Origin of the sequence: Treponema sp., assembly GCF_024696245.1 — a bacterium.
Classification (GTDB): Bacteria; Spirochaetota; Spirochaetia; order Treponematales; family Treponemataceae; genus Treponema_D.
In genome coordinates, this window is sequence record NZ_JAILGZ010000124.1 from 1 (window position 1) to 22386 (window position 22386).

The window sequence follows — 22386 nt, forward strand, 5'->3', positions numbered from 1 at the left end:
CATCAGTAAGTGAAATATATTTCAAGTTTTTATTTTTTTCTGTAAATGTTATGTCACTTTGAATCGATAAAAATAAAAAAAATAAATGGGTTTGAAAATTTAAAAGGCTTATTGTTTTTAGATCTTTTGTATTGTCCATTAGAAAATCCTGAAGAATTATTAAAACTAAAAGGGTTGAAATATGAAATTGATTTTACAGTAAGTCGGGATGTTTCAAAAACTAGGCTGGATACAATCCTGAAAGAATTAAAAAAGAATAATCCGGACTGTACAAGAGTTTTTGCCTGTTATTTTGATGAAACTGAAAAAATAGAAAATGAATTTATATCTCCTGAGTAATGTTATAAAAATTTTTTTCTGGTGCATATATTGCATAACTGTTTATTTTAAATTTATGTAAAAAAGTGGTAATTTAAAAAATTGTTAAAAATAAAAGAGTTAATATAATTATGAAAAAAGCAGTTATTACTTCTCTTGATCATGTAATTCTTGAAGATACTGATAAACTGCATCCTGCCAGTCCGCAGAAGGACTATAGAAGAGAATCTATTGAACAGACCCTAAAAGAACTCCAACCTTAATTTTATCTTAATATTTTTTAAGAAAAGTCCATAAAAATGCAATAAAATTTATTCTTTTTTTCCAGGGAAGTGTTTTTTTGTTTTAAAATTGTGACTTTTATGATTAGAATATATGTAGGATGAAGAGGGGACAGAGTTTCAGCAAGTATTTTTTATTATCTATACTGATATCTTTGCTGATTTTTCTTTTAGACGGATTTTACATTTTTTACCGATTCAATAATTTCTCCCAGGATAAATTGTTTAAGCTTGGCAATGGTATTAACTCCGAGCTTGGCACAAAAGTAGATAATCTTATCAATCATCTTGTGGACTTTATGAAATTTACAGAAAACGGTGTAGAGACAATTCTTTCTTCAGAAAAAGATTATAAAAAAGAACTTGATGCTTACCTTTTTGATTCAACAAATGCATTCAATAAAATTTTTGGCAGAACCCTGGATGGTAATCTTTATGGTCTTTTTGACGGTTATTATCCGGAGATTTATGATTTTAAACTTTCTGATTATCCTGAATTTGTTCCTCAGGAACGTGAATGGTATATTAAAGCCTGCCAGGGCAACGGTGACTTACAGATAATTGGTCCTTATATTGATTACGGCACTAAAGAAATGAACCTTACTCTCTGTAAACTTTTAAGTGATAAAAAAAGTGTCCTTGCCTTTGACTTTAGCATAAAGGATGTGCAGAGTTTTCTGGACCTGCTTGATAATTCAAATGACTATTCAACATTTGTAATTACAGATCAGGGAACTGTTGTTGCATCTAAAGATGTTTGTAAAGTTTTTAGTGACGGTGTAAAAAATTCAAATGTGCTGGAGAAATATTATGATAGAGAAAACAAACGTCTTACCTTTGATGACAATGTAACTGAATCTTTTAGGCTGAATGGAAATCAGTATTTTATGTTTACAAAAAAGATTTCCTTTGGCTGGTATGCAGTTACAATTTATGACAGTTTTCATTTTTACATGGAACTTATGCAGGTTTATATCAGCTGTATCTTTGCCTTTGTAATAATTTTCCTGATTATATTCTTTTTTGCCCATCTTAATGAAAAGCGACGTATCTCCATGAATACAGCTGAGCGCCGACTTGGTGCCATGGCAGATATGTTCCTGATCAGTTATTCAATTAATATAAAGAAAAATACTTATGACGTAATAAAGGGAGATGAAGCCTTTAGCCGTTATATCGAAGGAATGAGCAGCTACAGTGTTGCCGTTCAGGAAATCAGCGGGCGTTACATAGACGGAACAAGTGTTGCATCCTTTATGAATTTTATGGAACCTAAAACTTTACTTGAAAGAACCAGAAACACAAAAATTATCAGCGAAGAAGTTCTTATAAAAATAATGGGCTGGTGCAGGCTCTGGTATATCAGGCTTGATGATGATAATTATATGTTTGCCCTGGATAATATTAATAAACAAAAAAGAAGGGAAAGCACACTTGTAAAATTATCAGAAAGTGATTTGATGACCGGCCTTTTAAATCACGCAAGCGGTTTGGAAAAAATACGTCAGTGCATTGAAGAAAAAAAATACGGAATGTTCTGTCTCTTTGACATTGATTGTTTTAAAAAGTTTAATGATCATTACGGTCATGTTGTAGGTGATGAAGTAATAATTTCTCTTGCCGGAGTTATAAGGGATTCATTCAGGGATACAGATATAAAGATGCGTCTTGGTGGAGATGAATTTATTGTTTACGTCCATGGAATAGAAGGGCGGACTCAGGCATCTAAATTAATCAATAACTTCTTTTCAAAAGTTGAAAGTATCAAAATTTCCGGTCAGGAAGAATTAAAGATTACCCTTAGTATGGGTGTGGCTTTTTATAAAAAAGATTCAGAAATCACCTACGAAGAAATTTATCGTCTTGCAGATAATGCTACTTACATGAGCAAAAGAGTAGAGGGTAATGCCTTTACCTTTGCTTAATAATCAGGTAGTTGACAGGAAAATCTTTTAATGTTTTTATTGTCTTACTTATAAGAGGGACAATATGCATTTACTTGAAATCGAAAAAAATTCAGATCATTACATTGGCCAGGCAGATCCTTTTATTTTAAAAGCTGGCGGCCGTTATTATATTTACGTTACAGGCCATGATGGTATTTATGCTTACCAGAGCGACAGTCTTCTTAGCGGATGGAAGTATTACGGCAAGGTAATGACTCTTCCTGGAAGAAGTTCTTTCTGGGCACCAAGTGTTATTGAACTTGATGGAAAATTCTATATGTACAATTCAATAGAAATTGATGAAGCTGTACCTGATCAGGGAGGTCACAAGGGTTGTATGCATGTTTCCTGTGCAGATAATCCTCTTGGTCCTTTTACAAATATTCAGAAATTAATGGAACCTTTCTCCATAGATTCTCATGTTGTAAAAACAGATGCAGGGCTTTTTATTTTTTATTCAACAAACAAATACGAAGGTGAACGTGTTGGTACTTATATTGTTGTAGATAAACTTATAGATCCTTATCATGCAGAAGGTAAACCTGTAAAAGTTGTAGAAGCAACTCTTGATGAAGAGATTTATCAGAAGGATCGTTTTAAGAAGGGTCAGCACTGGCACACAATAGAAGGGGCTTTTTATTTTAAGGAAGGTGACTGGCAGTATGTAATGTATTCAGGCAACTGTTTTGAACAGCCAACTTATTACATAGGATATGCCCGTGCAAAAACTAATGAAAGCGATCTTCGCAAAATTAAGTTTGAAAAATATCCGGATCCTGATACATGGCATCCAGTTCTTAAGGCAAATGAATTTGAAGAAGGAACAGGTCATCATTCAATGATAAAGGAAGAGGGACAGTGGTATGCAGTTTACCATGCCCGTGATTACAATGATGGTCTTAATGCAGATGCTTTTGATGCCCGCAACGCACGTATCTGTAAGTTAAACGTTAAAGATGGAATAATTACAGCAGAGCGTTACAAGGATCATATTTAATAGCGCAGGGAGTTATTGTTTTCTTTACAGTAAACTTCCCAGTCGTAGTCATCCATGCTCCATCTTCTAAATCTTATTCCGCCAAATTCTACAAGAGCATTTATGTAGTGGTCACTTCCTTCTATCATTCTTTGAGAAGTAAGGTAGGAAGAAGTGGAATACCAGAGAGGGAGCATGTTGTAATGTAAAAGAAGTCCTGCTTCTATCTGGGAAAGTATGTTTGTCCTTAAGTTTGAATTTTCAGAAGCATACTTTCCTTCGTTAAGTTCATAACTCCAGTCAGCATAAGTTTTTGTATATTCTTTTCCATTTATTGTAATTGTAAGTTTTTCTTCTTCAGGCTCAAAGCCATATTCATTTAAATAAGTTTTGGAACAGTAACATTCAGTAATTCCATAGGGGTCATAAGATGAACCACCCCATGCTGTAACTGCACAGTCAACGTTTCCGTTTTTCATGTTTACATAATAGTTTTCGTCAGTAACCTGGTTTATGATAATACGCTTTTCAAAAGGAGTGCCGGCTGCTGCTTCGTTTATAGAATCCTGCAGGCAGGTAATAAGCCTCATGTTTGTTTCACTTGTATTGTAGGTATGAAAGTCTATGTAAAACTTATCACTGTCTTTTATATCGCCATTGGCAAGAGCTTTTTTATATGCAGATTCAAAATATTTTGCAGCAAGTTTTTTATTGTAGCCGGTAAGATCCTGAGGACTTGAAACATCATAAACTTTACAGAGATTTTCTATTGCTAAAGGATTTTCCCTGTAGAGTTCATTTGTTTCCGGATTGCAAACATAAAGATTATTAAGAAGTCCAAAACCAGCTTCCGAAGAAGGAGAGATAGTATCTGTAATCTCCTGTCTGTTTAACGAAAGAGAAATTGCATGCCTGAAATCCTGGTAAGAGAGCATTACATGATTTTCTGAATCTTTGTTTTTGCTCTTTAGTTTTTCTTTGTCTATGTTAAAGCTGAATTTCCATGTATAAGAAAGGGGGGATGTTTTTCTGTAAATTCTGTTGCCGTAAATTTTTAATTCATTTGGAGTTAAAGAAGTTTCATCAAGTTTTCCCTGAAGGAACATATTCAATATTGTAGTGTGTTCATTTATGTATTGAATGTTAACGGCTGTTGTCTGGTACTGGTTATCGTGATAATTGTCATAGTAACCGAACCATGTGGGATTTTTTACCAGCAGCATTTCTTTGTCCTGCTGAAATCTTTTTACTTTATAAGGCCCGTAAGAAGGAGAGTTTGATGCATCAGTACAATAGTTTGTTTTTATAATTTCTCCTGTCTTTTTTTTACCGGCTTCAAAAAGATCTTTCTTTAACAAAAGAATTGAAGTGCTTCCATATTCAACCTGAAAGAGAGTGAGCTTTTTTGTAAAAATAAGTGTAAATGAATAATCGTCATTTTTAACAAAGCCAACTTCATTCCAGCTGCATTTGCCTTCGTAGTAATCGTAGCCTTTTACTAAAGCCATCATTCCTTCATACCAGTTTGAAGCTCTGTAGTTTTTCATCTGAGGATTCAGAAATTGACTTAAGGTGTAGCCAATTGTGTCAGCATTTATTGGAGTTCCGTCATCCCAGGTTGCATGTGTAATCATATCAAATTTCCAGGCGTAACCTGATTGTTCTAAAGCAGGTATATCATAGCGGCCTGAATATTCTTTTGTAACATCCTGGGGGAATGCTCTTGCAAGTTCACATATAACTTCGTAATTGTCTTTTGTCTTGTTCATTATAAAATCGTAAAGACCGGTAGCTGTTAAAGAAATGACAGTAGATTCACATCCGTTATGGTATTCGGCAGGGTTCCAGGTAGAAGGGCAGGTTGATGTGGTACGGTAGGTATATTCACCTTTTACTCCTGTGATTTCCGAGCAGGCTGTTAAAGTCAGAAGTGCACTTGTTAAAAAAGTTGCAGTAAGAAAATAAATTTTTTTCATTGCTTTATCCCGTTATATAAAATAAGTTCAGGGTGATATTCAAAATGCATGTTGTCCCAGATTGCCCATTTACCGCCCCAGATAAATCCTTCGCTTTCAAAAATAGAAATTACTTTTAAAGGGGGAATCCATCTTTTAGAAAGGGGAAGTACCATCCAGCCGGAAGGGTTGTGATCCTTTGCCCAGCTCCAGAAAATTTCTCCGGTAATGCGTTTTGGTATTACATCGATTGCTACACCAAGTGAATGAAATGATTTTCTGTTGGTGCCGTCTATTAAACGCCAGTAATAGGCATCTGAAGATTTTAGTCCGTCATAAAATTTTTTAACTTCTTCATCTTTTTTACTAAGTTCTATAATTTTATTTTCTACATTCTTAAGGGGAGTTTCTATTCTTTTGTGAATCCTTGTTCTTCTTTTTAAGAAGGTTGTATTTTTAATTAATGGCTCAATTGCTTTTTGTGATTTTGAATTATAGATTATGTCAAAAATAAACATAGGTGAGCCCGGCCCTTTTCTTCTGGACTGGGAACTGGACATAGCCTTAAGCTGTTCCTTTTGCTCTTCTGTCATATCTTCCGGGTCAAGAATTTCTTTAGGATAGTCATAAAGAACTTTCCAGTACATGTCCTTGTTTACCAGTTCTTCTTCCGGAAGAAGTCTGCCTTCACACCAGTAGAGAACTTCTGCTTCTTCTGCATCCGGCATTTTTATTTCGATTTTATAATCGTCTTTACTCTGGTCATAGGTAGAAGTAAAAGTTATATCCGGATAGGCTTCTATAAAATAAGAAAGTTCTTCAGGAGTAATTTTATTTTTTATAGTTTCTTCCTGGAGTGTCTTGCTTTCTTTTTTATTGCATGTGTTGCAGGAAATTAAACAGAATAGTAAAACAGGCAGAAATTTTTTCATTATTATTTATCCCTTTTAAAAATGTTATTTTGAATTTTGCTGGACTTTTAAAATTGCATCAGAGGTCTGAATCAGACTTTCTCTTGTCATATCTTCTTTGTTTTTAAGAAGATTTGCAGGGAAGCCGTAAGCTTTTTCAAGATCTTCATCAGTAAGAACTTCTTCCGGACTTCCCATAGAAATGTCTCGGTTTGGATAAAAGAGCATTACTGTCTGGGCATATTTTTTTGTCAGGTCCAGTTCGTGCATTGAAATATAAATGCTGATATTATTTTTTTTACAGTAGAGACTTAAATATTCCAGAGCGGCTTCTTTTTGATAAGCTTCCATTGCAAAGAGAGGTTCATCCATAAAAATGCTGCGGCTTCCGTAAAGAATACTAAAGGCAAGAAGGGTTCTCTGAATTTCTCCCTTACTGATTTCTTTAAGTCCGTGCTTAAGAACGTTTGTAAGTTCAAAAACAGAAATTACTTCATCATAAAGATTCTGGCTGCTGTCTTTAATGCCTGTATGACTTCCCTTGTAGTTTCCATTTTTATATACAGTCTTTAAAAGTTCTTCTACTTTATCTTCGCTTTCAAATTCCATATTCTGATAAATTACAGATGCTTCAAGATTTTTTTCTGTTTCATCAAGAGCTGCAATTTTTTTGCCGTTAAGTTCAACAAAACCATTTTGTGGAATAATTCTTCCGCTGGCAAGAAGAAGAAATGTAGACTTTCCGGAACCATTAGGACCTGTAAGGCTTACAAAACCTTCCGGAAGTTCAGCAGTAAAATGGTCAAATACAAGCTTTGTATTTTCATCATCAATATAAGAAAAAGATACGTCATTAAATTTAATTAAACTCATACCTATAAGGATAACTTAAAAGCGGATTTTTTTGAATATAAGACTTTGCAATTAAAGGCCTCCTGGTGCTATATTGGAGATATGTATAACTATTCATTAAAGTGTGCAGAGCAGTGCCCGGAATTATTTGATACTGCCCATGATTTTTTGTTAAAGCACGAGAAGGAATACTGTGCACTTATGGAAAGGATTTTAAATAAAGAAAGTTCGGTTTATCTTATTTTAAAAAAGGAAAGTGTTATTTCTCCCTGTCAGGTCTGCGGAGTTTTTTCCTTTAACAGGGGCAGGAGTTTTACATCTTATATACCTGAATTAAATTCTTCCATTAAAAAAATCCTCAGTGACTTTTTTAAGACTCATGAAGTTTTTTGTATAGTTGGTCCTGCTGTCAGTGTTAAAAATATAGAAGAGCTTCTTTATCAGAAAAAAAATATTCTTCCCGGAGAAGTCAGGGATATGTATCTTATGGAATACAAAGCAGCTCTTCCTGCAGTGGTTATGCTGCAAAGTAAAGAAGAAAAAATAATTAAATGCAGCAGCAGTCAGGCAGAAAAGCTTTTTCCCCTTCAGGTGAATTTTTCTAGGGAAGAAGTTTATCCTCACTGGAAAACAGAAGTTAATCTTGCAGCAGAAAGATTTTCCCTTGATAATAGTATTAAAAATCAACTTATACTGGCTGTAGAAAATGATGGGCTTTTAGTAAGTAAGGCTCAGACTAATGCAGTTACAGAAAATTATCTTCAGATAGGCGGGGTCTATACCCTTAAAGAACATCGTGGACATGGTTATGCCTGTAAACTGATTCAGTGTCTTGTAAATCACGGTGCCCTGCAAAATAAAAAAACCGTCCTTTTTGTAAGAAAAGAAAATGCAGCTGCAATTCATTCTTACCAGAAGGCCGGTTTTAAAAACTTTGCGGATTACCGCATGGTTTATTATAAATAATTTTATCTATTCATTATTGCATCAATTGATTTAATGCAGGCGTTACGTAAGCCATGTTCTTCCAGAGAAGTAACTCCCCTGATTGTAGAACCTGCTGGTGAACAAACATTGTCCTTAAGTACCCCAGGGTGTTCTCCTGTCTCAAGCTGAAGTTTTGCAGTGCCAAGAACTGTCTGGCTTACAAGTTTGTAGGCACTGGCTCTTGGTATTCCATATTTAACGGCAGCATCAGCATAGGCTTCAATAAAGAGGTCTACAAATGCAGGACCGCATCCTGTAACTGCACCGCCGATTCCCATAAGGTTGTCTGGCAATTCTTCTACAGTACCCAGGCAGGCAAAAAGCTCTTTTACCTGATTACGTTCATCTTCTTTAAGGGAGTTTGACTTTTCAAAAAGAAAAACTCCTTCGCTTACCATGGCAGGAGTGTTTGGCATTACAAACTGAACTCTTACGTTTTCTACATCTGTATGATTGTAATCACTGTTTGCCGGTCTATTAACGTTTATATGCTGTGCGTATTTTTCAAAGTTCCATCCTAAAGCAATAGAAATAAGGGCTTTTCCGGAAAGGTCGTTTTTAATTTCTGAGAGCACGTCTTCTATCTGGTAAGGCTTGCAGGCCATTATAATTGTATCTGCTTTAGAAACAGCTTCCTTAAGGGATGAGCATGGAGTAAAGCCAAACTTCTGTCCATTTGCCTTAAGCTTGTTCTGGTTTGGTGCGTATGCAAATATTTTTGAAGCATCAATTTTTTTGCTTTTAATAAAGCCGGCGCATAAAGCCTGAGCCATGTTTCCCATTCCGATAAAAGCCAGTGAATTCATTTTTCTCTCCTTATATTGTTTTTGAATTATCCTGCTGTTTTATTCAGCTAAAAAAAGCGTACCCTTGCTTTTGCCTTCAGAAAGTTCAACAAGAATATTTTCCTTGCCGCCGTTAGCAAGAAGCATTGGAATTCCGTAAACTGTAGATTTTTCTGCAGCCTGAATCTTTGTTTCGATTCCCCCTGTACCAAAAGAATTTGTTCCGCCAATGGTAATTGACTTTCTAAGGTCAGGTATGGATTTTACTTCTTCAATAAGTTTTGCATCTTTATTTGTCTTAGGGTTATCAGTAAAAATACCGTCAATGTCGCTAAAGAGAATAAGAAGGTCTGCACTCCAGAGAATTGCTGTAAGGGCAGAAAGATTGTCGTTGTCTCCAATAGCAAATTCATCGGTACTTACAGAGTCGTTTTCATTAATGATAGGAACAACACCTTCGTCTGCAAGGGTAAAGAGTGTGTTGCGGATATTAAGTGAGCGGTGGTTATTTTCAAAATCTTCTTTTGTAAAGAGCAGCTGTCCAATGTGAATGCCGTGTTCTGCAAAAGCCTTGCGCCACTGAGCCATAAGTTCAACCTGTCCAATGGCACAGAGAGCCTGCCTAAAATGAACATCCTTTTTGCGTGCCCATTCCTTTAAAGTAGAAACTCCGCTTACCTGAGCCCCTGAGCTTACAAGAACAAGCTGCTTGCCCTGGTCAATTAAAGTCTTGCACTGTTTTGCAAAGCTCTGCATAAAATCAGTGTTCTGGGTACCGTCTGCTTTTGCCAGAGTGTTGCTTCCGATTTTAATTACAATTTTTCTTGCTGAATGAATTGCTTCCTGTATAGTCATAATTATTTCCTTTTATTAAGTGCTGTATTTTTAGCGGATCTGTCCGTCACCATCAATGAGGTACTTTGTAGTAGTAAGGGCTTTAATTCCCATAGGACCTCTTGCGTGAAGTTTCTGTGTACTGATTCCAAGTTCTGCACCAAAACCAAATTCGCCGCCATCTGTAAAACGGGTAGAAGCATTTACGTAAACACAGGCTGCATCGATTCTGCTCTGGAAGATACGTGCATTTGCCCTGTTTTCTGTAATAATGCTTTCGCTGTGCTTTGTGTTATGTGAATTAATATAGCTGATTGCATCATCAAGAGAGTCAGCTGTTTTAATACAGCATTCGTAGTCTAAGTATTCTGTTCCAAAGTCTTCTTCTGTTGCCTTAAGAATGTAAGAGTTATCTCCAGAAGCTGCTGTAAGAATTTTGTAAGCATTTTCATCAGCATGAAGCTTAACCCTGCCGTTAAATTTTGCCTTAAGCATTGGAAGGAATTTTTCTGCAACATTTTTGTTTACAAGAATACATTCAATGGCATTACATACGCTTGGTCTCTGAATCTTTGCGTTTTCTGCAATAGTAACTGCCTTTTCCATATCTGCTGATTGGTCTATGTAAAGGTGGCATACACCGCTGCCTGTTTCTATTACAGGAACCTTTGCATTGGAAACAACATTCTGTATAAGCTTTTTTCCACCTCTTGGAAGAACAACATCAATTTTGCCAACAGCTGTAAGAATCTGCTGAACATCATCATGGGAAGAGCCGTCTGTTTCTACAAGTTCAATTGCATCAGGGATTCCACCCTCTACAGATTTAAGTGCATCCTTGATTACTTCTACAATAGCCTTGTTTGAATTATAGGCAGAAGAAGAACCCCTGAGTAAAATAGCGTTGGAACTTTTATATGCAAGACTAAAGGCGTCTACCGTTACGTTAGGACGGCTTTCGTAAATAATTGCAGTTACTCCAAGTGGAACCCTTACCTGGCGGATAGTAAGTCCGTTTGGTGTTTTCCATCCTGCTGTTTCTTCTCCGATTGGATCTGTCTGGCTGATTACAATTTTAAGGCTGTCGATAATTGAATCAATGCGGCTGTCTGTAAGGGTAAGGCGGTCAATTAAAGATTCGCTTGTGCCTTTAGCCCTGGCATTTTCTACGTCACTTTTATTTGCAGAAAGAATCTTTTCTCTCTGATTGTTAAGGGCCTGGGCAACTGCATTAAGTGCCTTGTTTTTATCAACAGCATTCTGCTGGGCAAGAATCTCACTGGCCTTTCTTAAAGATTTGTATGTGTTTTCAAAGTTCATATATTTCTCCAAAAAAAATGGTGGCTGTATTTACAACCACCACAATAGTTTCATTTAGTAATTAGCAAGGAAGTACATTCCAAGAAGAATTGCGATGCGGCTTTTATCTTGTGACCAGGCGGCATCTTTTGGCAGGCTTTGTATATACCACCAGAAGATACCGAACTCGGGGTCAATGCGTAATGCGTATTCTGCAAAATCGGGGGATTTGGTCTGAGTACCAAACATAAGGTAAACTACATCGTTGAGAATGCTGAAGAACTGTGGATAAGCTTCTGCATAAGTTTTATCTGTAATCTGTTTACAGAATTCTTCCAGCTGATAAAGGACCTGAGCCTTAAGGGTTTCATCACTTTTTTCTACCCAGGTTTTCTGAATTAGAAGTACAAGATTGTTATGAAAACTGCTGATTAGTTTTTCTTCTGAATCATCTTTATTGTCTGCAATATTCTTAAAAGCAGTACCAGCACCAAAAAAGTCTGCAAGGATTACAGAAGCTTTTATGATGTCTGTAATATCATCGGTTGCAAGAAGAGAATCTAATGCTGCAACAGTTCTTTTTTCAACAAAATCTTTAATACTGATGTTATTCATTATTCTGATATTTTAGAGGTTTAGCGTAAAACATTCAAGTTAAGGCCCTTTTAACGTAGCCTCAATATTCTCTGATTACGGGAACCTCTGAATTGAAGGGTGATATCCTTTTCTTTAAGAATAAAAGGACCGTCGACTAAAACATTGATGTATGACAGGAGCTCATCTGTTACTTCGCAGTGCTTTTTTCCGTCCTGAGGCAGCAGGTCTTTGTCGTACACATATCCGGAATAGCACCAAATGGTTTTTGAAGGATAAGTTTCTTTTACACGGCGCATAAGCTTGACCAGAACACGCTGGTTTTCCGGTTCCATAGGTTCTCCCCCAAGAACAGTAAGACCGGCTATGTATTCTGGTTCCAGTGCTTTTATGATGAATTCTTCTGTTTCAAAAGTATAGGGCTTGCCGTAGTTAAAATCCCAGGTCATGGAATTAAAGCAGCCCTTACAATGAATACGGCAACCGGAGACAAAGAGTGTTACACGCACACCTTCTCCGTTTGCGATATCAGTAGTTTTTATTTCCCCGTAATGCAATTTCCCCACCCGATTACGTTTTTTACTTTTTCTGCAGGATTATAACAGTGATGTCATCCTTGATATTTGTCCCTGCTGTATATAAGTTAAAAATGTCCATGATTGTTTTAAGCTTATCCTGGGCATTTCCCTTTCCGGAAGAAGCAAGTGCCCTTATTATCTTTTCAGAACCGAATGGAACTCCGTAAGAGTTTTCTGCCTCTGCAAAGCTGCTGGTGTAAAGAATAAGGCAGTCATCCTTTTGCATGGAGAACTTTAAAGTCTTGAATTCAGGGTACTGGCCTGGAATTCCAAGCTGTATGCTTGAACCATCGGAAACATTTGCAGGTGCCTGAATGGAAGCAACTTTTCCTGTAGATTCACGGCGCATGTAAAGCTTTGAACTTCCCCCGTTTATGTATTCAATTATATCACCTTTTATGCGTAAAAGTGAACCTGTAAGATAGTTAGGGATATTACCTTTTGTCTGAGCAATAGTACTGTTTATAGAAGACATTACAGAAGAAAGTTTTTCTCCAAAGCCTTCCTTAAATTTCTGGTCGATTATGGTTTTAGCCAGCATGCTTACAAGACCGGAAGCAATTCCGTTTCCAGAGATTTCAAAAAGACCTGCACCGTAAAGATTATTGTTGTTTATAAAGAAGTCATACAGGTCTCTTGATATTCCTGATACCGGCTTAAAGTAAAGGGCAGTATCCCAGTTACTAAGGGCCTGTGGTTCTTTCTGATAGAAGGTCTGTTGTACATGTTCTGCAAGCCTCAAGTCTTCAAGGGATTTATTTCTTTCGTCTTCAAGCATTTTCATGGATTCAGAAAGTCTGTCCGTTCTGTTTGAAACTTCTTTTTCAAGATTCTTGTTAAGGTATTCAGCCTGGTTGCGGGCATTTGCAAAACGTCCTGCCATAAGGTAAAGAAGAACGATAATTGTAAGCATCCATCCAAACTGGGCAAAGTAAGTCATGTCATTCAGCTTAAGGCCGTAGTGAATTACAATGTCAGAAATTGCAAGTATAACTGTCGGTACAAAGCCAATAAGAAGGGCAACAGAGTGAGAAGGGTGCTTTTTAAAATTCTTAATGAATACTACCAGAGGGTAAATAATAAGAGGAATCAGGAAGAAGGTAGTGTACTGTACCATCTGATGAAGGGTAGGGTAGTCAACCGACATAAAAATTAAGGATACAGGTATTAAAGAAAAAATAAGTCGGGCCAGCATAAACTGGAACTTTTCTGTTTCCTTAAGGAAGTTGAATACAAAAGTAGTTGTAAAGAAAACGATTACAAATGGCAGTGTACATGAGAAAATTTTCTGGAACCAGAGGAATGAAAGATTATCCGGTGGAAAGTTAGGAATTTCAAATATATACATTACCGAAAGGTAAAGGGCATTAACAATGTTAATGATGGAGAAAGTAAGGTTTTCTTTTTCTACCCTGCGCCTTAAGAAAATTACCAGGTGATAAAAACCAATTACAAAACTAAAGAAGGCAAAGATAAGGTAAATCTTGCTGTTCCAGAAACTTTCCCTGGCATAGGTAAGGCGGGCATCTTCCGGCAGTCCGATAAATGGATTAGAAACAAGGGAAGCTTCTCCGTCGCACCATATTTTAATAGTAATAAAATTGTTTTCTGGGTTAATGAGTTTTTTAGAAATAGCATAGTATCTTGGAATGTTCCATGCACTGAATTCAGCCGGGCGGAATTTTCCTGTAGTTCCGATAAAGAGACCGTTAACTCTTGTTTCGTCTGCCATGGTTATGCGGCCAAGGTAAACACCTAAGTCTTCTGAGTTAAGCTGTGGTGGAACTGTAAAAGAATGTCTCAGCCAGATAAAGCCGATTTTATGGGGAACAAGGTCTTCCAGTTTAGACAGCTGCTGGTCAGGGATGGCTTTGTATGAAGCACCATCAATGGAGTATTCCCAGCCTGTACTTAAATCTATACGCATTTCTTCATAGTTGGTACAGGAAACAAAGAGAGAAAATGCAAGGCTTAGAGCCAGTAAAAATTTTTTCATAACTTATCCTTATTTATCCTTTTATATCCGTAAAAATATTTTTATTTTCCTACACAGAAGTTTGCAAAGATGCTTCCAAGAACATCATCCGGTGTTATTTCTCCGGTAACTTCTCCAAGACTGTCCAGGGAGTCTTCAAGATCCTGAACAACTGCATCAAGACCGTATTCGTCGTTTTGAGAAATCTCAAGGGCATGGTTTATGCGTTCCAGTGCTTCTTCTATAGAAACCTTCTGTCTTGCAGAACCAAGTCCTGCCTGGTTTGGTGCAGTAGATTTATCTTTAAAGAGGAGTTCCTTTACAGTAAGGGTCAGGCTTTCAAGACCGCTGGAATTTTTTGCAGAAATCATAACCTTCTTAAAGTCAGAAAGTTCTTCCGGAATTTTAATTGAATCTGCATCAGCCTTATCGCATTTATTAAGGACGATTATTAAAGGAATATTTTTTTGAGAAGTAATAAAGTCACAGTCTTCTTTAGTTATTCCTGCATTTGAATCTATAAGGTAAAGAATAAGGTCAGCTTCTTTGCTTAAGTCCCTGGTAATTTCTACACCTTTTGCTTCGATTACGTCGTCAGTTTTTCTAAGACCGGCTGTGTCAAAAAGGCGGGCTGGGATTCCGTCAAAGCTTACCCAGCTTTCAAGCCAGTCTCTTGTAGTTCCTTCAATGTCACTGACAATTGCCCTTTCTTCTTTAAGGAGGGCATTAAAGAGGCTGGATTTTCCGGCATTGGTTTTTCCGCAGAGAACAACCCTTGCTCCGTCCTGATAAAGTTTTTCGCTTTTCCATGAAGCAGCCAGGGAAGAAAGTCTCTCCTTTACTTTTATAAGTTTGCCTGTATCAAATGAGTCGGCAATTGTTTCTTCGTCTTCCGGATATTCAATTCCAACTTCTATTTCTGCAAGAGTATCAACTATGTATTTTTTTATTGAATCAATTTCTTCATAAAGGTTGCCTGCAAGTCTTCCTGCAGCACGGCCTCTGGAAGTATCTGTTTTACTGTCTATGATTTCCCTTACAGCTTCGGCTTTTGTTAAATCAGTTTTTCCGTTGATGTAAGCCCTGAATGTAAATTCACCTCTTTCTGCCTGCCTGAATCCATTGGCAAGTAAAATTTTGTGTATTGTAGTAACAACAGAGATTCCTCCATGACAGAAAATTTCTACCATGTCTTCTCCGGTAAAACTTTTTGGGGCCCGGTAAACTCCTGCCATTACTTCGTCAATTTTTTCCGGGGCAGTAATCCATCCATATACAAGGGAATAGCCCTTTGCATTTAAAAGAGCTTCTGGTCTTGAGAAAACTTTGCTAACCAGTTCAATAGAACCTTTTCCGGAAACACGAACGATACCTATTGCACCAGGGGCAAGGGCTGTTGCTATGGCGGCAATAGGTTCTTCCGGAGTATATCCTGTGTTTGTCATGCAGGTACCTTCTTTTTTATATTAGGGCTTTCTTATTCCAGTGGTACGTAAAGGAATATTGAGCTTTTATTTCCATTGTCAGCAGTTTCTGTCCATTCCTGATCAAGAACTGTGTTGAGCATGGTGATGATTTCATCGTAAGTCTGCTTCTGTTTCTGCAGAATCTGTTCCGGACTTAAAGAAAGCATTCCGTCATCTTCTTTTGGTGAACTGAATGCAGGAAGCCTTTTTTGTAAATCACTTTCATTGGCCTTCCATGGTGATTCTTCAAGATCATCCGGGTCAGGAGAAATATCTTCGTAGTATCCCCCTGAATTGTTCCAGTACATATAACCTCTGTCCAGACCGTCTCTTGTACCAAAGATTTCCCTCTGAACATAATTCTTGTCATAGTAAGCCTTGTCGTAGCGGACCCTCATATAAAATGCCTGAATCCACGGGCGGATAATAACCCGGTTTCTTCCGATAACAGAGTTTCTGTAACTTCCAAAGAAGTAGATTCTGTAAGGGCGTTCAATTGCCGGCTTGTATTCAAGAAAGTCCTGTTCAAAGTGAGACGGATAATACATAGGACAGATTACGTCAACATAGCGGCTTAAAAGTTCAACATCCTGGCCTGTTCTTGCGCCGGTTCTGTACCATCCGTTGGCACCGTAAATATCAATACCGATTGGGGCATCAATATTCTGTCTTGCATATCTTAAGAAAGAGGTAAGGGCACTTTCTTTATCCATGCCAGAGTCTCTCCATCTAAAGTTTGCCTTACCCAGGTTAAGTCCGTCTGTAGGAAAGCGGATGTAGTCAAACTGAACTTCATCAAAACCACGGCGGATTAATTCCCTGGCAATTTCTACATTGTATTCCCATACTTCTTCACTGTAAGGATCAACCCAGTTTTCGTCATAGTAGCCCATCTTCTGTTCACCAGTTGGATTGCCTTCTTCATCAAGAACGTCTTCCATTCCCCTGGTTCCAACCCATGGAGCATTTTTTGAAGAATCCCAGACTGCGTATTTTCCTTTATCGTAGCTGGCAAGATTTTTGTCTTTAAATACAACAATACGACCGATTAAATAGGTTCCGTCTTTTTTATATTCCTGTACAAAATTTGTAAGGTCGATTTTATAGCTGGTAACTTTTCCTTTCTTTTTAAGAAGGGGACTTTCCGGTTCAAAGCGCAGGTAACCGTAATCATCCTTCATGTCTACAACAAGGGCATTAAGTTTGTTGTCCTTAAGAATCTTGCGGTACTTGGTAATGCCGGAAGAGTTTCTCATCTGATAGGCAGAAGCATAAACAGCTTTTTTACCGTCAGCAATTCCATCATAGTGTGAAAGGGAATGGTCTGGTTTTAAAAGCCAGAGTTCTGACAGCTGCAGCGGGAATTTTAAGCCGGAGATAATTTCCGGAACATAAGCTGCGTTTATATTTGCAGATGATGAATTTAAAAGCCACAGCCACTTTTTAGTCTTTTTAGTAATGTCATTTAATTTCTGGTCTTCAAGAGAAAATGAATTCAGCTGTCCCATGGAACTGAACCAGATATCTGTACCGCAAAGCCAGAGTCCGTCTATGGTGTCACACTGTTCACTGCTTTCGTAAAGTTTTTCTGCCTTCTTGTTTCTCCAGTCAAAAATGTAAAGCTTTGGAAGGAAGGTCTGGGAAATATAAATGTCACAGTAAGCAAGGCCTTCTTTTGTTTTACAGATTACAGGAAGAATGTCTGCGATTTCGTCAGGCTGGGTAAGGCTTGGCATGGCAGCAAAACCAGAAGAAACATCGTGCCACTTTGCAGAAGAGCTGTCTGCATTATACCAGCTGAAGCCGTAGATTGGGTGGCTCATAAAAACAATTGTTTCTGTAGACTTAATGTTTCCCTTTGAATCATAAACAGGCATACTGGCAACAGCAACTGCCTTCATTCCGCTGGAATTTTTACTCATGGAACCGATTGACTTCCAGGCTTTTCCACCGTCTCTTGTAAGGTAAACATTGTCTTTAGTAGCTGTAACCATAGTAAGGGGGTTAACAGGATCTACGGACAAGTCTTTAAGAATAGCCGACTGCTTTAAGAGATTTTTTGTTTTATTTTCGTAAGTTTTTATAGTAAGAAAAGGGAGTCCGTTATTACATTCTTCAAAGGTCTGTAAATCACTGGAAGAAATAATTCCCTTGTCTGTAAGAAAATACCACTTGTCCTGTGTTTTATAAATCTGGTCAACTTTGCCATCGACCCAGAGAGCTTCTGATATTCCATTAGACTGAACTTTATAGAGACCGCTGTCTGTTCCAGTAAGAAGGGGCATTTTTTTATCAGGCTTTGCAGGTAAATGTTCCGGAAGCTGATAAAGAGGATTTATCTGAGCAAAAACCATTCCCCCGGTAAAAAATAAAGAAAACATACTGATTTTTAAAAGTGACAATTTCATACTCTTATTATCGGAAAATAAAAGAATGGAATTTAGTGAAACTTATATTTATAATAAGAGGCAGCAGGTTTTAGGCAGTATATGTTCAGCGATATAAAAGAAATCTTGGCTTCTATTTTCTCATCAAGTGCTTCCGGAACAGAAGAAGGCATGGATGTAATCCCTCTTTTTATTGGAATCGGGGTTGTTCTTTTTCTTTTGTTTATTGCCTTTATTGTCTGGACAATCATTAAGAGTATATGGAAGAAAAACCTCTTTAAAATTCATAAGAAGAATTTCCTGCAGAAAATGCATTCCATGGACTGTTTTTCAATAGATGGAGTAGAAGCAGGCCGTCTTCATAACCTTGCCCTTCGCTGCTGGGAAACAGGTCTTGCCATTGATGAACATACCGGCCGTATAAATAACGTAAATCTTGTAAGTGACATTATTTATAAAATGACCCTGGCTTTAAATATGGAAAAATTAGACCAGGCCCTTTATTTTTGTGCAGCCATGATTTATGACATAGGCTTTCTTGATGTTCCGGGCTATATTTTTATGACAGAGATTCTTACTCAGGAAGAAAGAAACCTTGTAAAGACCCACGTAATGCGTTTTCAGGACAGGCTAGCCTTTATACCGGAAAAATGGCAGTTCTTTTTTATGCAGGCAGCCATCTGTCATCACGAAAACGTGGATGGAAGCGGTTATCCGGATGGCCATAAAGAAAAGGAAATCCCCCTTATAGCAAGAATGCTCAGAATCGTAGAATCTTATGTCTCCCTTACAACTGCCCGTGCCTACCATAGGGCTAAAACTTCCCCTGCAGCCCTTGATGAATTAAAAGACAGCCCCAGCTACGACAAGGAACTTGTAGCTGTTTTAGAAAAGGTTCTTGCCGGCAGAAAATAAGTTCGTCTTTTTTCTACAATAATATTGTTATAGAAAAGGCTTATAATATCCGTTAAACTAAAAGGATATAAAATATGAATCTATAAATACTCAAATGAGGTTTTTATGTGTGGAATAGTAGGTTATATTGGTTCTAAATATGCAGCACCAGTTCTGGTAAATGCCCTTAAAAAGCTTGAATATCGTGGTTATGACAGTGCCGGTATTGCAGTTCTTGAAGACGAAGATATAGTAGTCCGCAAGGTAAAGGGTGCACTTAAAAATCTTGTAGAAGATATTACAGATCAGGTTATTAAAACTAATAAAGATATGACCGATGCTGAATGTGAACAGCGTGAAATTCAGCTTATAGAAGAAACATCAAAGTTTATTAAAGGAAAGATGGGTATTGGTCATACAAGGTGGGCTACTCATGGTGAACCAAGTGAAGTGAATGCTCATCCTCATCTTAACGAAAGCGGAACAATTGCCATAGTTCACAATGGTATTATAGAAAACTATGCTAAGTTAAAGGCCTGGCTCCAGGGAGAAGGAATTGTCTTTAAGAGCCAGACAGATACAGAAGTTATTGCTCATACAATTAACTATTATTACGAACAGTTTGGTGATATTTTTCAGGCAGTAGTTGCTTCCCTTAAAAAACTGGAAGGCAGCTATGCAATCGGTGTTGTATGTTCAGATTATCCTGACCGTGTAATTGCCGCAAGAAAAGAAAGCCCTCTTATCGTAGGACTTGGTAAGGGAGAAAACTTTATCGCCAGTGATGTACCTGCAGTTCTTGAATACACCAGGGACGTTTACTTCCTTGAACAGAAAGAAATTGCCGTTCTTTACGAAGACCATGTAGATCTTTTTGATGAAGACGGAAATAAAATAATCAAGCAGCCTTATCATGTTGAATGGGATATTTCTGCAGCAAAGAAAAATGGTTATGCCCACTACATGCTTAAAGAAATCCATGAACAGTCTAAAGCTTTACATGATACAATTCATCCCCGCCTTGTTTTTAATCAGAATAAGCCTCAGGACATTGTCTTTGAAAACCTGAATTTTGATGAAGCCCTTAAAAATGCCGGAAGAATTGTAATTACAGCCTGTGGAACTTCCTATCATGCCAGTGTTGTAGCCCGCTATGCCTTTGAAAAGTTTGCCCGCGTTCCTGTTGTGGTAGATACAGCATCAGAATTCCGTTACAGAAATCCTATCCTTAAAAAGGATGACGTATTTATCGTAATAAGTCAGTCGGGAGAAACAGCAGATACTCTTGCCGCCTTAAGACTTGCAAAAGAAAACGGTGTAAGGGTAATTGCAATTACAAACTGCGTAGGTTCTACAATCAGCAGGGAAGCCGATGACGTTATTTACACCTGGGCTGGTCCGGAAATTGCCGTTGCTTCTACAAAAGCCTATACAACACAGCTGGCCTGCCTTTACCTTCTTGCCCTTAAATGTGCCAGAATTCGCGGTGCCATTACTGATAATGAATTTGTTCACAATCTTGAAGAACTTTATTCCCTTTCTCCAAAGGTAGAGACAATTCTTAAAGACCAGTCTTCAATTCAGAAGTTTGTAAGCAAAAACTTTAACAAGACAAAGATTTTCTATATCGGAAGAAACTTTGATGCAGCTACAAGTCTTGAATGTGCCCTTAAGCTTAAGGAAGTAAGCTACATGCACAGCGAAGCCTTTGCTGCCGGAGAGCTTAAGCATGGTCCTATTGCCCTTGTAGATGAATCTACATTAGTAGTAGCCATTGCAACTCAGAAAGAGCTTTACGAAAAAATTGCCAGCAACATAGAAGAAGTAAAGAGCCGTGGCTGTACTACAATGGTAATTACAAAAGAAGACAGCAGCTGCTTTAATAACGAAGATGGAAAAGTAATCTTTGACGAAGTAATCAAAGTACCTTCTGTTGATGATGCTTTTGCTCCAATACTTTCTGTTATACCGGCTCAGCTTTTTGCATATTACTGTGCAGTAAACCGTGGTAATAACCCGGATCAGCCTCGTAATCTTGCCAAGTCAGTTACAGTAGAATAATAAACCCTGGAGAATAAAATGGAATATTCAAAATCAGAAGTGCTGCAGTATGTGGCAGAAAATGATGTTAAGTTTATCAAGCTTTTTTTTACTGACATTGTTGGAGAAGTAAGAAGCCTTACAATTCAGCCTTCAATTTTGCGTACTGCATTTGAAAGGGGCATTTCTTTTGACGGAAGTGCCGTTCCAGGCTTTATGAATGTTGAACAGAGCGACCTCCTTCTGGTTCCGGATCCTACAACCCTTTCTGTTCTCCCATGGAGGCCTAGTCACGGAAGAGTTGCAAGAATGTATTGCAATATCTGTAATCCTGATGGTAGCCCTTTTGCAGGAGACAGCCGTCTTATTCTTCAGAAATCCATTGATAAGGTTCAGAAAGCCGGTTTGGAAATTAAAGTTGGAACTGAATGTGAGTTTTACCTTTTCCGCCTGGATGAAATCGGTCAGCCTTCTGATGTTCCTCATGACAGGGCTGGTTATTGTGGCCTTGCTCCTCTTGATAAGGGAGAAAATGTTCGTCGTGACATCATTATGAATCTTGAGCAGATGGGCATTGAACCTCAGACAAGTCATCATGAAGCAGGTCCGGGGCAGAACGAAATTGACTTTAAGTACAGTTCACCATTAAAGGCAGCTGATAACTTTGCAACATTTAAGATTACTGTAAAGACAGTTGCTGCTAAAGACGGACTCTGGGCAACATTCCAGCCTAAACCTTTACAGAACGAAGCCGGCAGCGGACTTCACCTTAATATTTCTATTTATAAAGACGGAGCCAATCTTTTTGGCAGGGAATCTCCGGAAGCAAGACAGTTTATTGCAGGAATCCTTAACCGTATAAAAGAAATAACAGCTTTCCTTAATCCACTTGAACAGTCCTACAGCAGGCTTGGTGCTTTTGAAGCCCCATCTTATGTAAGCTGGTCCTGCCAGAACAGAAGTCAGCTTATCCGTATACCTGCAGCTACAGGTGATTCATTCAGAATGGAACTCCGTTCTCCTGACCCTGCATGTAACCAGTACCTTGCCCTTTCTCTGGTAATAGAAGCCGGACTTGAAGGAATAGAAAAGAAGATGGAACTTATGCCTTCCTGTGACAAAAATCTCTTTGAAATTACAGAAAAAGAGGTAGCTGCCCTGGGAATTGAAAAGCTTCCGGCTTCATTAAACGATGCAATAGAACTTGCTAAAAAGAGCCAGTTTGTAAAAGACATAATTCCTGAAGTGACACTCAATGCATTTTTTAAGATGGCAGGATTAAAGAGGGACCCGTCAGCAATCTGACAG

Annotated in this window: 19 protein-coding genes; 8 read left to right on the forward strand and 11 right to left on the reverse strand. The window is 37.8% G+C overall.

All coding sequences use genetic code 11. The features are described from left to right. Positions 1-45: 45 nt before the first annotated feature. The 4 genes from K6D58_RS08580 (at position 46) to K6D58_RS08595 (ending at position 3542) form a co-directional block, all read left to right on the forward strand. The gene (locus tag K6D58_RS08580) at positions 46-339 is read left to right on the forward strand and encodes a hypothetical protein (RefSeq protein WP_296829730.1); all 294 of its coding nucleotides are present in this window, start codon (positions 46-48) and stop codon (positions 337-339) included. A gap of 110 nt (positions 340-449) precedes the next feature. Beyond that, positions 450-581, forward strand: coding sequence for a hypothetical protein (locus tag K6D58_RS08585; RefSeq protein ID WP_296829733.1), 132 nt, complete (start codon positions 450-452; stop codon positions 579-581). 317 nt (positions 582-898) lie between these two features. Beyond that, complete coding sequence (locus K6D58_RS08590) at positions 899-2524, forward strand: sensor domain-containing diguanylate cyclase (RefSeq protein WP_296829736.1); 1626 nt, start codon at positions 899-901, stop codon at positions 2522-2524. 64 nt (positions 2525-2588) lie between these two features. Further along, entirely contained in the window at positions 2589-3542 is a 954-nt protein-coding gene (locus tag K6D58_RS08595) for a glycoside hydrolase family 43 protein (protein WP_296829739.1), read from the forward strand. Here K6D58_RS08595 and K6D58_RS08600 read toward each other — a convergent pair. The 3 genes from K6D58_RS08600 to K6D58_RS08610 are packed head-to-tail and all read right to left on the reverse strand — an operon-like array spanning position 3539 to position 7260. Beyond that, positions 3539-5497, reverse strand: coding sequence for an ABC transporter substrate-binding protein (locus tag K6D58_RS08600; RefSeq protein ID WP_296829742.1), 1959 nt, complete (start codon positions 5495-5497; stop codon positions 3539-3541). The genes K6D58_RS08595 and K6D58_RS08600 overlap by 4 nt on opposite strands. Continuing rightward, positions 5494-6408 carry a M15 family metallopeptidase gene (locus K6D58_RS08605; protein ID WP_296829745.1) on the reverse strand — a complete coding sequence of 305 codons (915 nt, stop codon included), beginning with the start codon at positions 6406-6408 and terminating at the stop codon, positions 5494-5496. The genes K6D58_RS08600 and K6D58_RS08605 overlap by 4 nt, the downstream gene beginning before the upstream one ends. Before the next feature lie 24 nt (positions 6409-6432). Next, positions 6433-7260, reverse strand: a complete 828-nt coding sequence (locus tag K6D58_RS08610) for an ATP-binding cassette domain-containing protein (RefSeq protein ID WP_296829748.1) — start codon at positions 7258-7260, stop codon at positions 6433-6435. An 81-nt stretch (positions 7261-7341) separates the two neighbouring features. On the opposite strand from K6D58_RS08610, the gene K6D58_RS08615 reads away from it, so the two are divergent. Continuing rightward, positions 7342-8205 (forward strand): GNAT family N-acetyltransferase, encoded by an 864-nt coding sequence (locus tag K6D58_RS08615; protein ID WP_296829750.1) that lies wholly within the window; start codon positions 7342-7344, stop codon positions 8203-8205. Positions 8206-8207: 2 nt separating this feature from the next. Here the strand turns inward: K6D58_RS08615 and proC are convergent, their stop codons facing one another. Genes proC through K6D58_RS08655 form a run of 8 tightly spaced genes read right to left on the reverse strand, consistent with a single transcriptional unit; the run spans position 8208 to position 18165 of the window. Further along, positions 8208-9032: a pyrroline-5-carboxylate reductase gene (gene proC / locus K6D58_RS08620; protein ID WP_367182349.1), complete on the reverse strand. Its 825-nt coding sequence runs from the start codon at positions 9030-9032 to the stop codon at positions 8208-8210. A 39-nt stretch (positions 9033-9071) separates the two neighbouring features. After that, positions 9072-9866 (reverse strand): glutamate 5-kinase, encoded by a 795-nt coding sequence (proB, locus tag K6D58_RS08625; protein ID WP_296829753.1) that lies wholly within the window; start codon positions 9864-9866, stop codon positions 9072-9074. 30 nt (positions 9867-9896) lie between these two features. Then, a complete protein-coding gene (locus K6D58_RS08630) occupies positions 9897-11165 on the reverse strand; it encodes a glutamate-5-semialdehyde dehydrogenase (protein WP_296829756.1) in 1269 nt (422 codons plus the stop codon). A 54-nt stretch (positions 11166-11219) separates the two neighbouring features. Then, positions 11220-11759, reverse strand: a complete 540-nt coding sequence (locus tag K6D58_RS08635) for a hypothetical protein (RefSeq protein ID WP_296829757.1) — start codon at positions 11757-11759, stop codon at positions 11220-11222. A 50-nt stretch (positions 11760-11809) separates the two neighbouring features. Further along, the gene (gene nrdG / locus K6D58_RS08640; RefSeq protein WP_296829760.1) at positions 11810-12304 is read right to left on the reverse strand and encodes an anaerobic ribonucleoside-triphosphate reductase activating protein; all 495 of its coding nucleotides are present in this window, start codon (positions 12302-12304) and stop codon (positions 11810-11812) included. 13 nt (positions 12305-12317) lie between these two features. Next, positions 12318-14312, reverse strand: a complete 1995-nt coding sequence (locus K6D58_RS08645) for a SpoIIE family protein phosphatase (protein ID WP_296829763.1) — start codon at positions 14310-14312, stop codon at positions 12318-12320. A gap of 41 nt (positions 14313-14353) precedes the next feature. After that, positions 14354-15736, reverse strand: coding sequence for a tRNA uridine-5-carboxymethylaminomethyl(34) synthesis GTPase MnmE (mnmE, locus tag K6D58_RS08650; protein WP_296829766.1), 1383 nt, complete (start codon positions 15734-15736; stop codon positions 14354-14356). 32 nt (positions 15737-15768) lie between these two features. Beyond that, positions 15769-18165 (reverse strand): putative glycoside hydrolase, encoded by a 2397-nt coding sequence (locus tag K6D58_RS08655; protein WP_296829769.1) that lies wholly within the window; start codon positions 18163-18165, stop codon positions 15769-15771. A 105-nt stretch (positions 18166-18270) separates the two neighbouring features. Between K6D58_RS08655 and K6D58_RS08660 the strand changes: the two genes are divergently transcribed. From K6D58_RS08660 to K6D58_RS08670, 3 genes are all read left to right on the forward strand, one after another. Next, on the forward strand, positions 18271-19059 hold the full coding sequence (locus tag K6D58_RS08660; protein ID WP_296829772.1) for an HD-GYP domain-containing protein: 789 nt from the start codon (positions 18271-18273) through the stop codon (positions 19057-19059). A 105-nt stretch (positions 19060-19164) separates the two neighbouring features. Next, positions 19165-21099, forward strand: coding sequence for a glutamine--fructose-6-phosphate transaminase (isomerizing) (gene glmS / locus K6D58_RS08665; protein WP_296829774.1), 1935 nt, complete (start codon positions 19165-19167; stop codon positions 21097-21099). Between the two features lie 18 nt (positions 21100-21117). Then, on the forward strand, positions 21118-22383 hold the full coding sequence (locus K6D58_RS08670; protein WP_296829777.1) for a glutamine synthetase family protein: 1266 nt from the start codon (positions 21118-21120) through the stop codon (positions 22381-22383). Positions 22384-22386 lie beyond the last annotated feature (3 nt).

Coding starts and splice junctions, on each gene's coding strand:
- K6D58_RS08580 (WP_296829730.1), top strand. CDS start 46: ATGTTATGTCACTTTGAATCGATAAAAATAAAAAAAATAAATGGGTTT.
- K6D58_RS08585 (WP_296829733.1), top strand. CDS start 450: ATGAAAAAAGCAGTTATTACTTCTCTTGATCATGTAATTCTTGAAGAT.
- K6D58_RS08590 (WP_296829736.1), top strand. CDS start 899: ATGAAATTTACAGAAAACGGTGTAGAGACAATTCTTTCTTCAGAAAAA.
- K6D58_RS08595 (WP_296829739.1), top strand. CDS start 2,589: ATGCATTTACTTGAAATCGAAAAAAATTCAGATCATTACATTGGCCAG.
- K6D58_RS08600 (WP_296829742.1), bottom strand. CDS start 5,497: ATGAAAAAAATTTATTTTCTTACTGCAACTTTTTTAACAAGTGCACTT.
- K6D58_RS08605 (WP_296829745.1), bottom strand. CDS start 6,408: ATGAAAAAATTTCTGCCTGTTTTACTATTCTGTTTAATTTCCTGCAAC.
- K6D58_RS08610 (WP_296829748.1), bottom strand. CDS start 7,260: ATGAGTTTAATTAAATTTAATGACGTATCTTTTTCTTATATTGATGAT.
- K6D58_RS08615 (WP_296829750.1), top strand. CDS start 7,342: ATGTATAACTATTCATTAAAGTGTGCAGAGCAGTGCCCGGAATTATTT.
- proC (WP_367182349.1), bottom strand. CDS start 9,032: ATGAATTCACTGGCTTTTATCGGAATGGGAAACATGGCTCAGGCTTTA.
- proB (WP_296829753.1), bottom strand. CDS start 9,866: ATGACTATACAGGAAGCAATTCATTCAGCAAGAAAAATTGTAATTAAA.
- K6D58_RS08630 (WP_296829756.1), bottom strand. CDS start 11,165: ATGAACTTTGAAAACACATACAAATCTTTAAGAAAGGCCAGTGAGATT.
- K6D58_RS08635 (WP_296829757.1), bottom strand. CDS start 11,759: ATGAATAACATCAGTATTAAAGATTTTGTTGAAAAAAGAACTGTTGCA.
- K6D58_RS08645 (WP_296829763.1), bottom strand. CDS start 14,312: ATGAAAAAATTTTTACTGGCTCTAAGCCTTGCATTTTCTCTCTTTGTT.
- mnmE (WP_296829766.1), bottom strand. CDS start 15,736: ATGACAAACACAGGATATACTCCGGAAGAACCTATTGCCGCCATAGCA.
- K6D58_RS08655 (WP_296829769.1), bottom strand. CDS start 18,165: ATGAAATTGTCACTTTTAAAAATCAGTATGTTTTCTTTATTTTTTACC.
- glmS (WP_296829774.1), top strand. CDS start 19,165: ATGTGTGGAATAGTAGGTTATATTGGTTCTAAATATGCAGCACCAGTT.
- K6D58_RS08670 (WP_296829777.1), top strand. CDS start 21,118: ATGGAATATTCAAAATCAGAAGTGCTGCAGTATGTGGCAGAAAATGAT.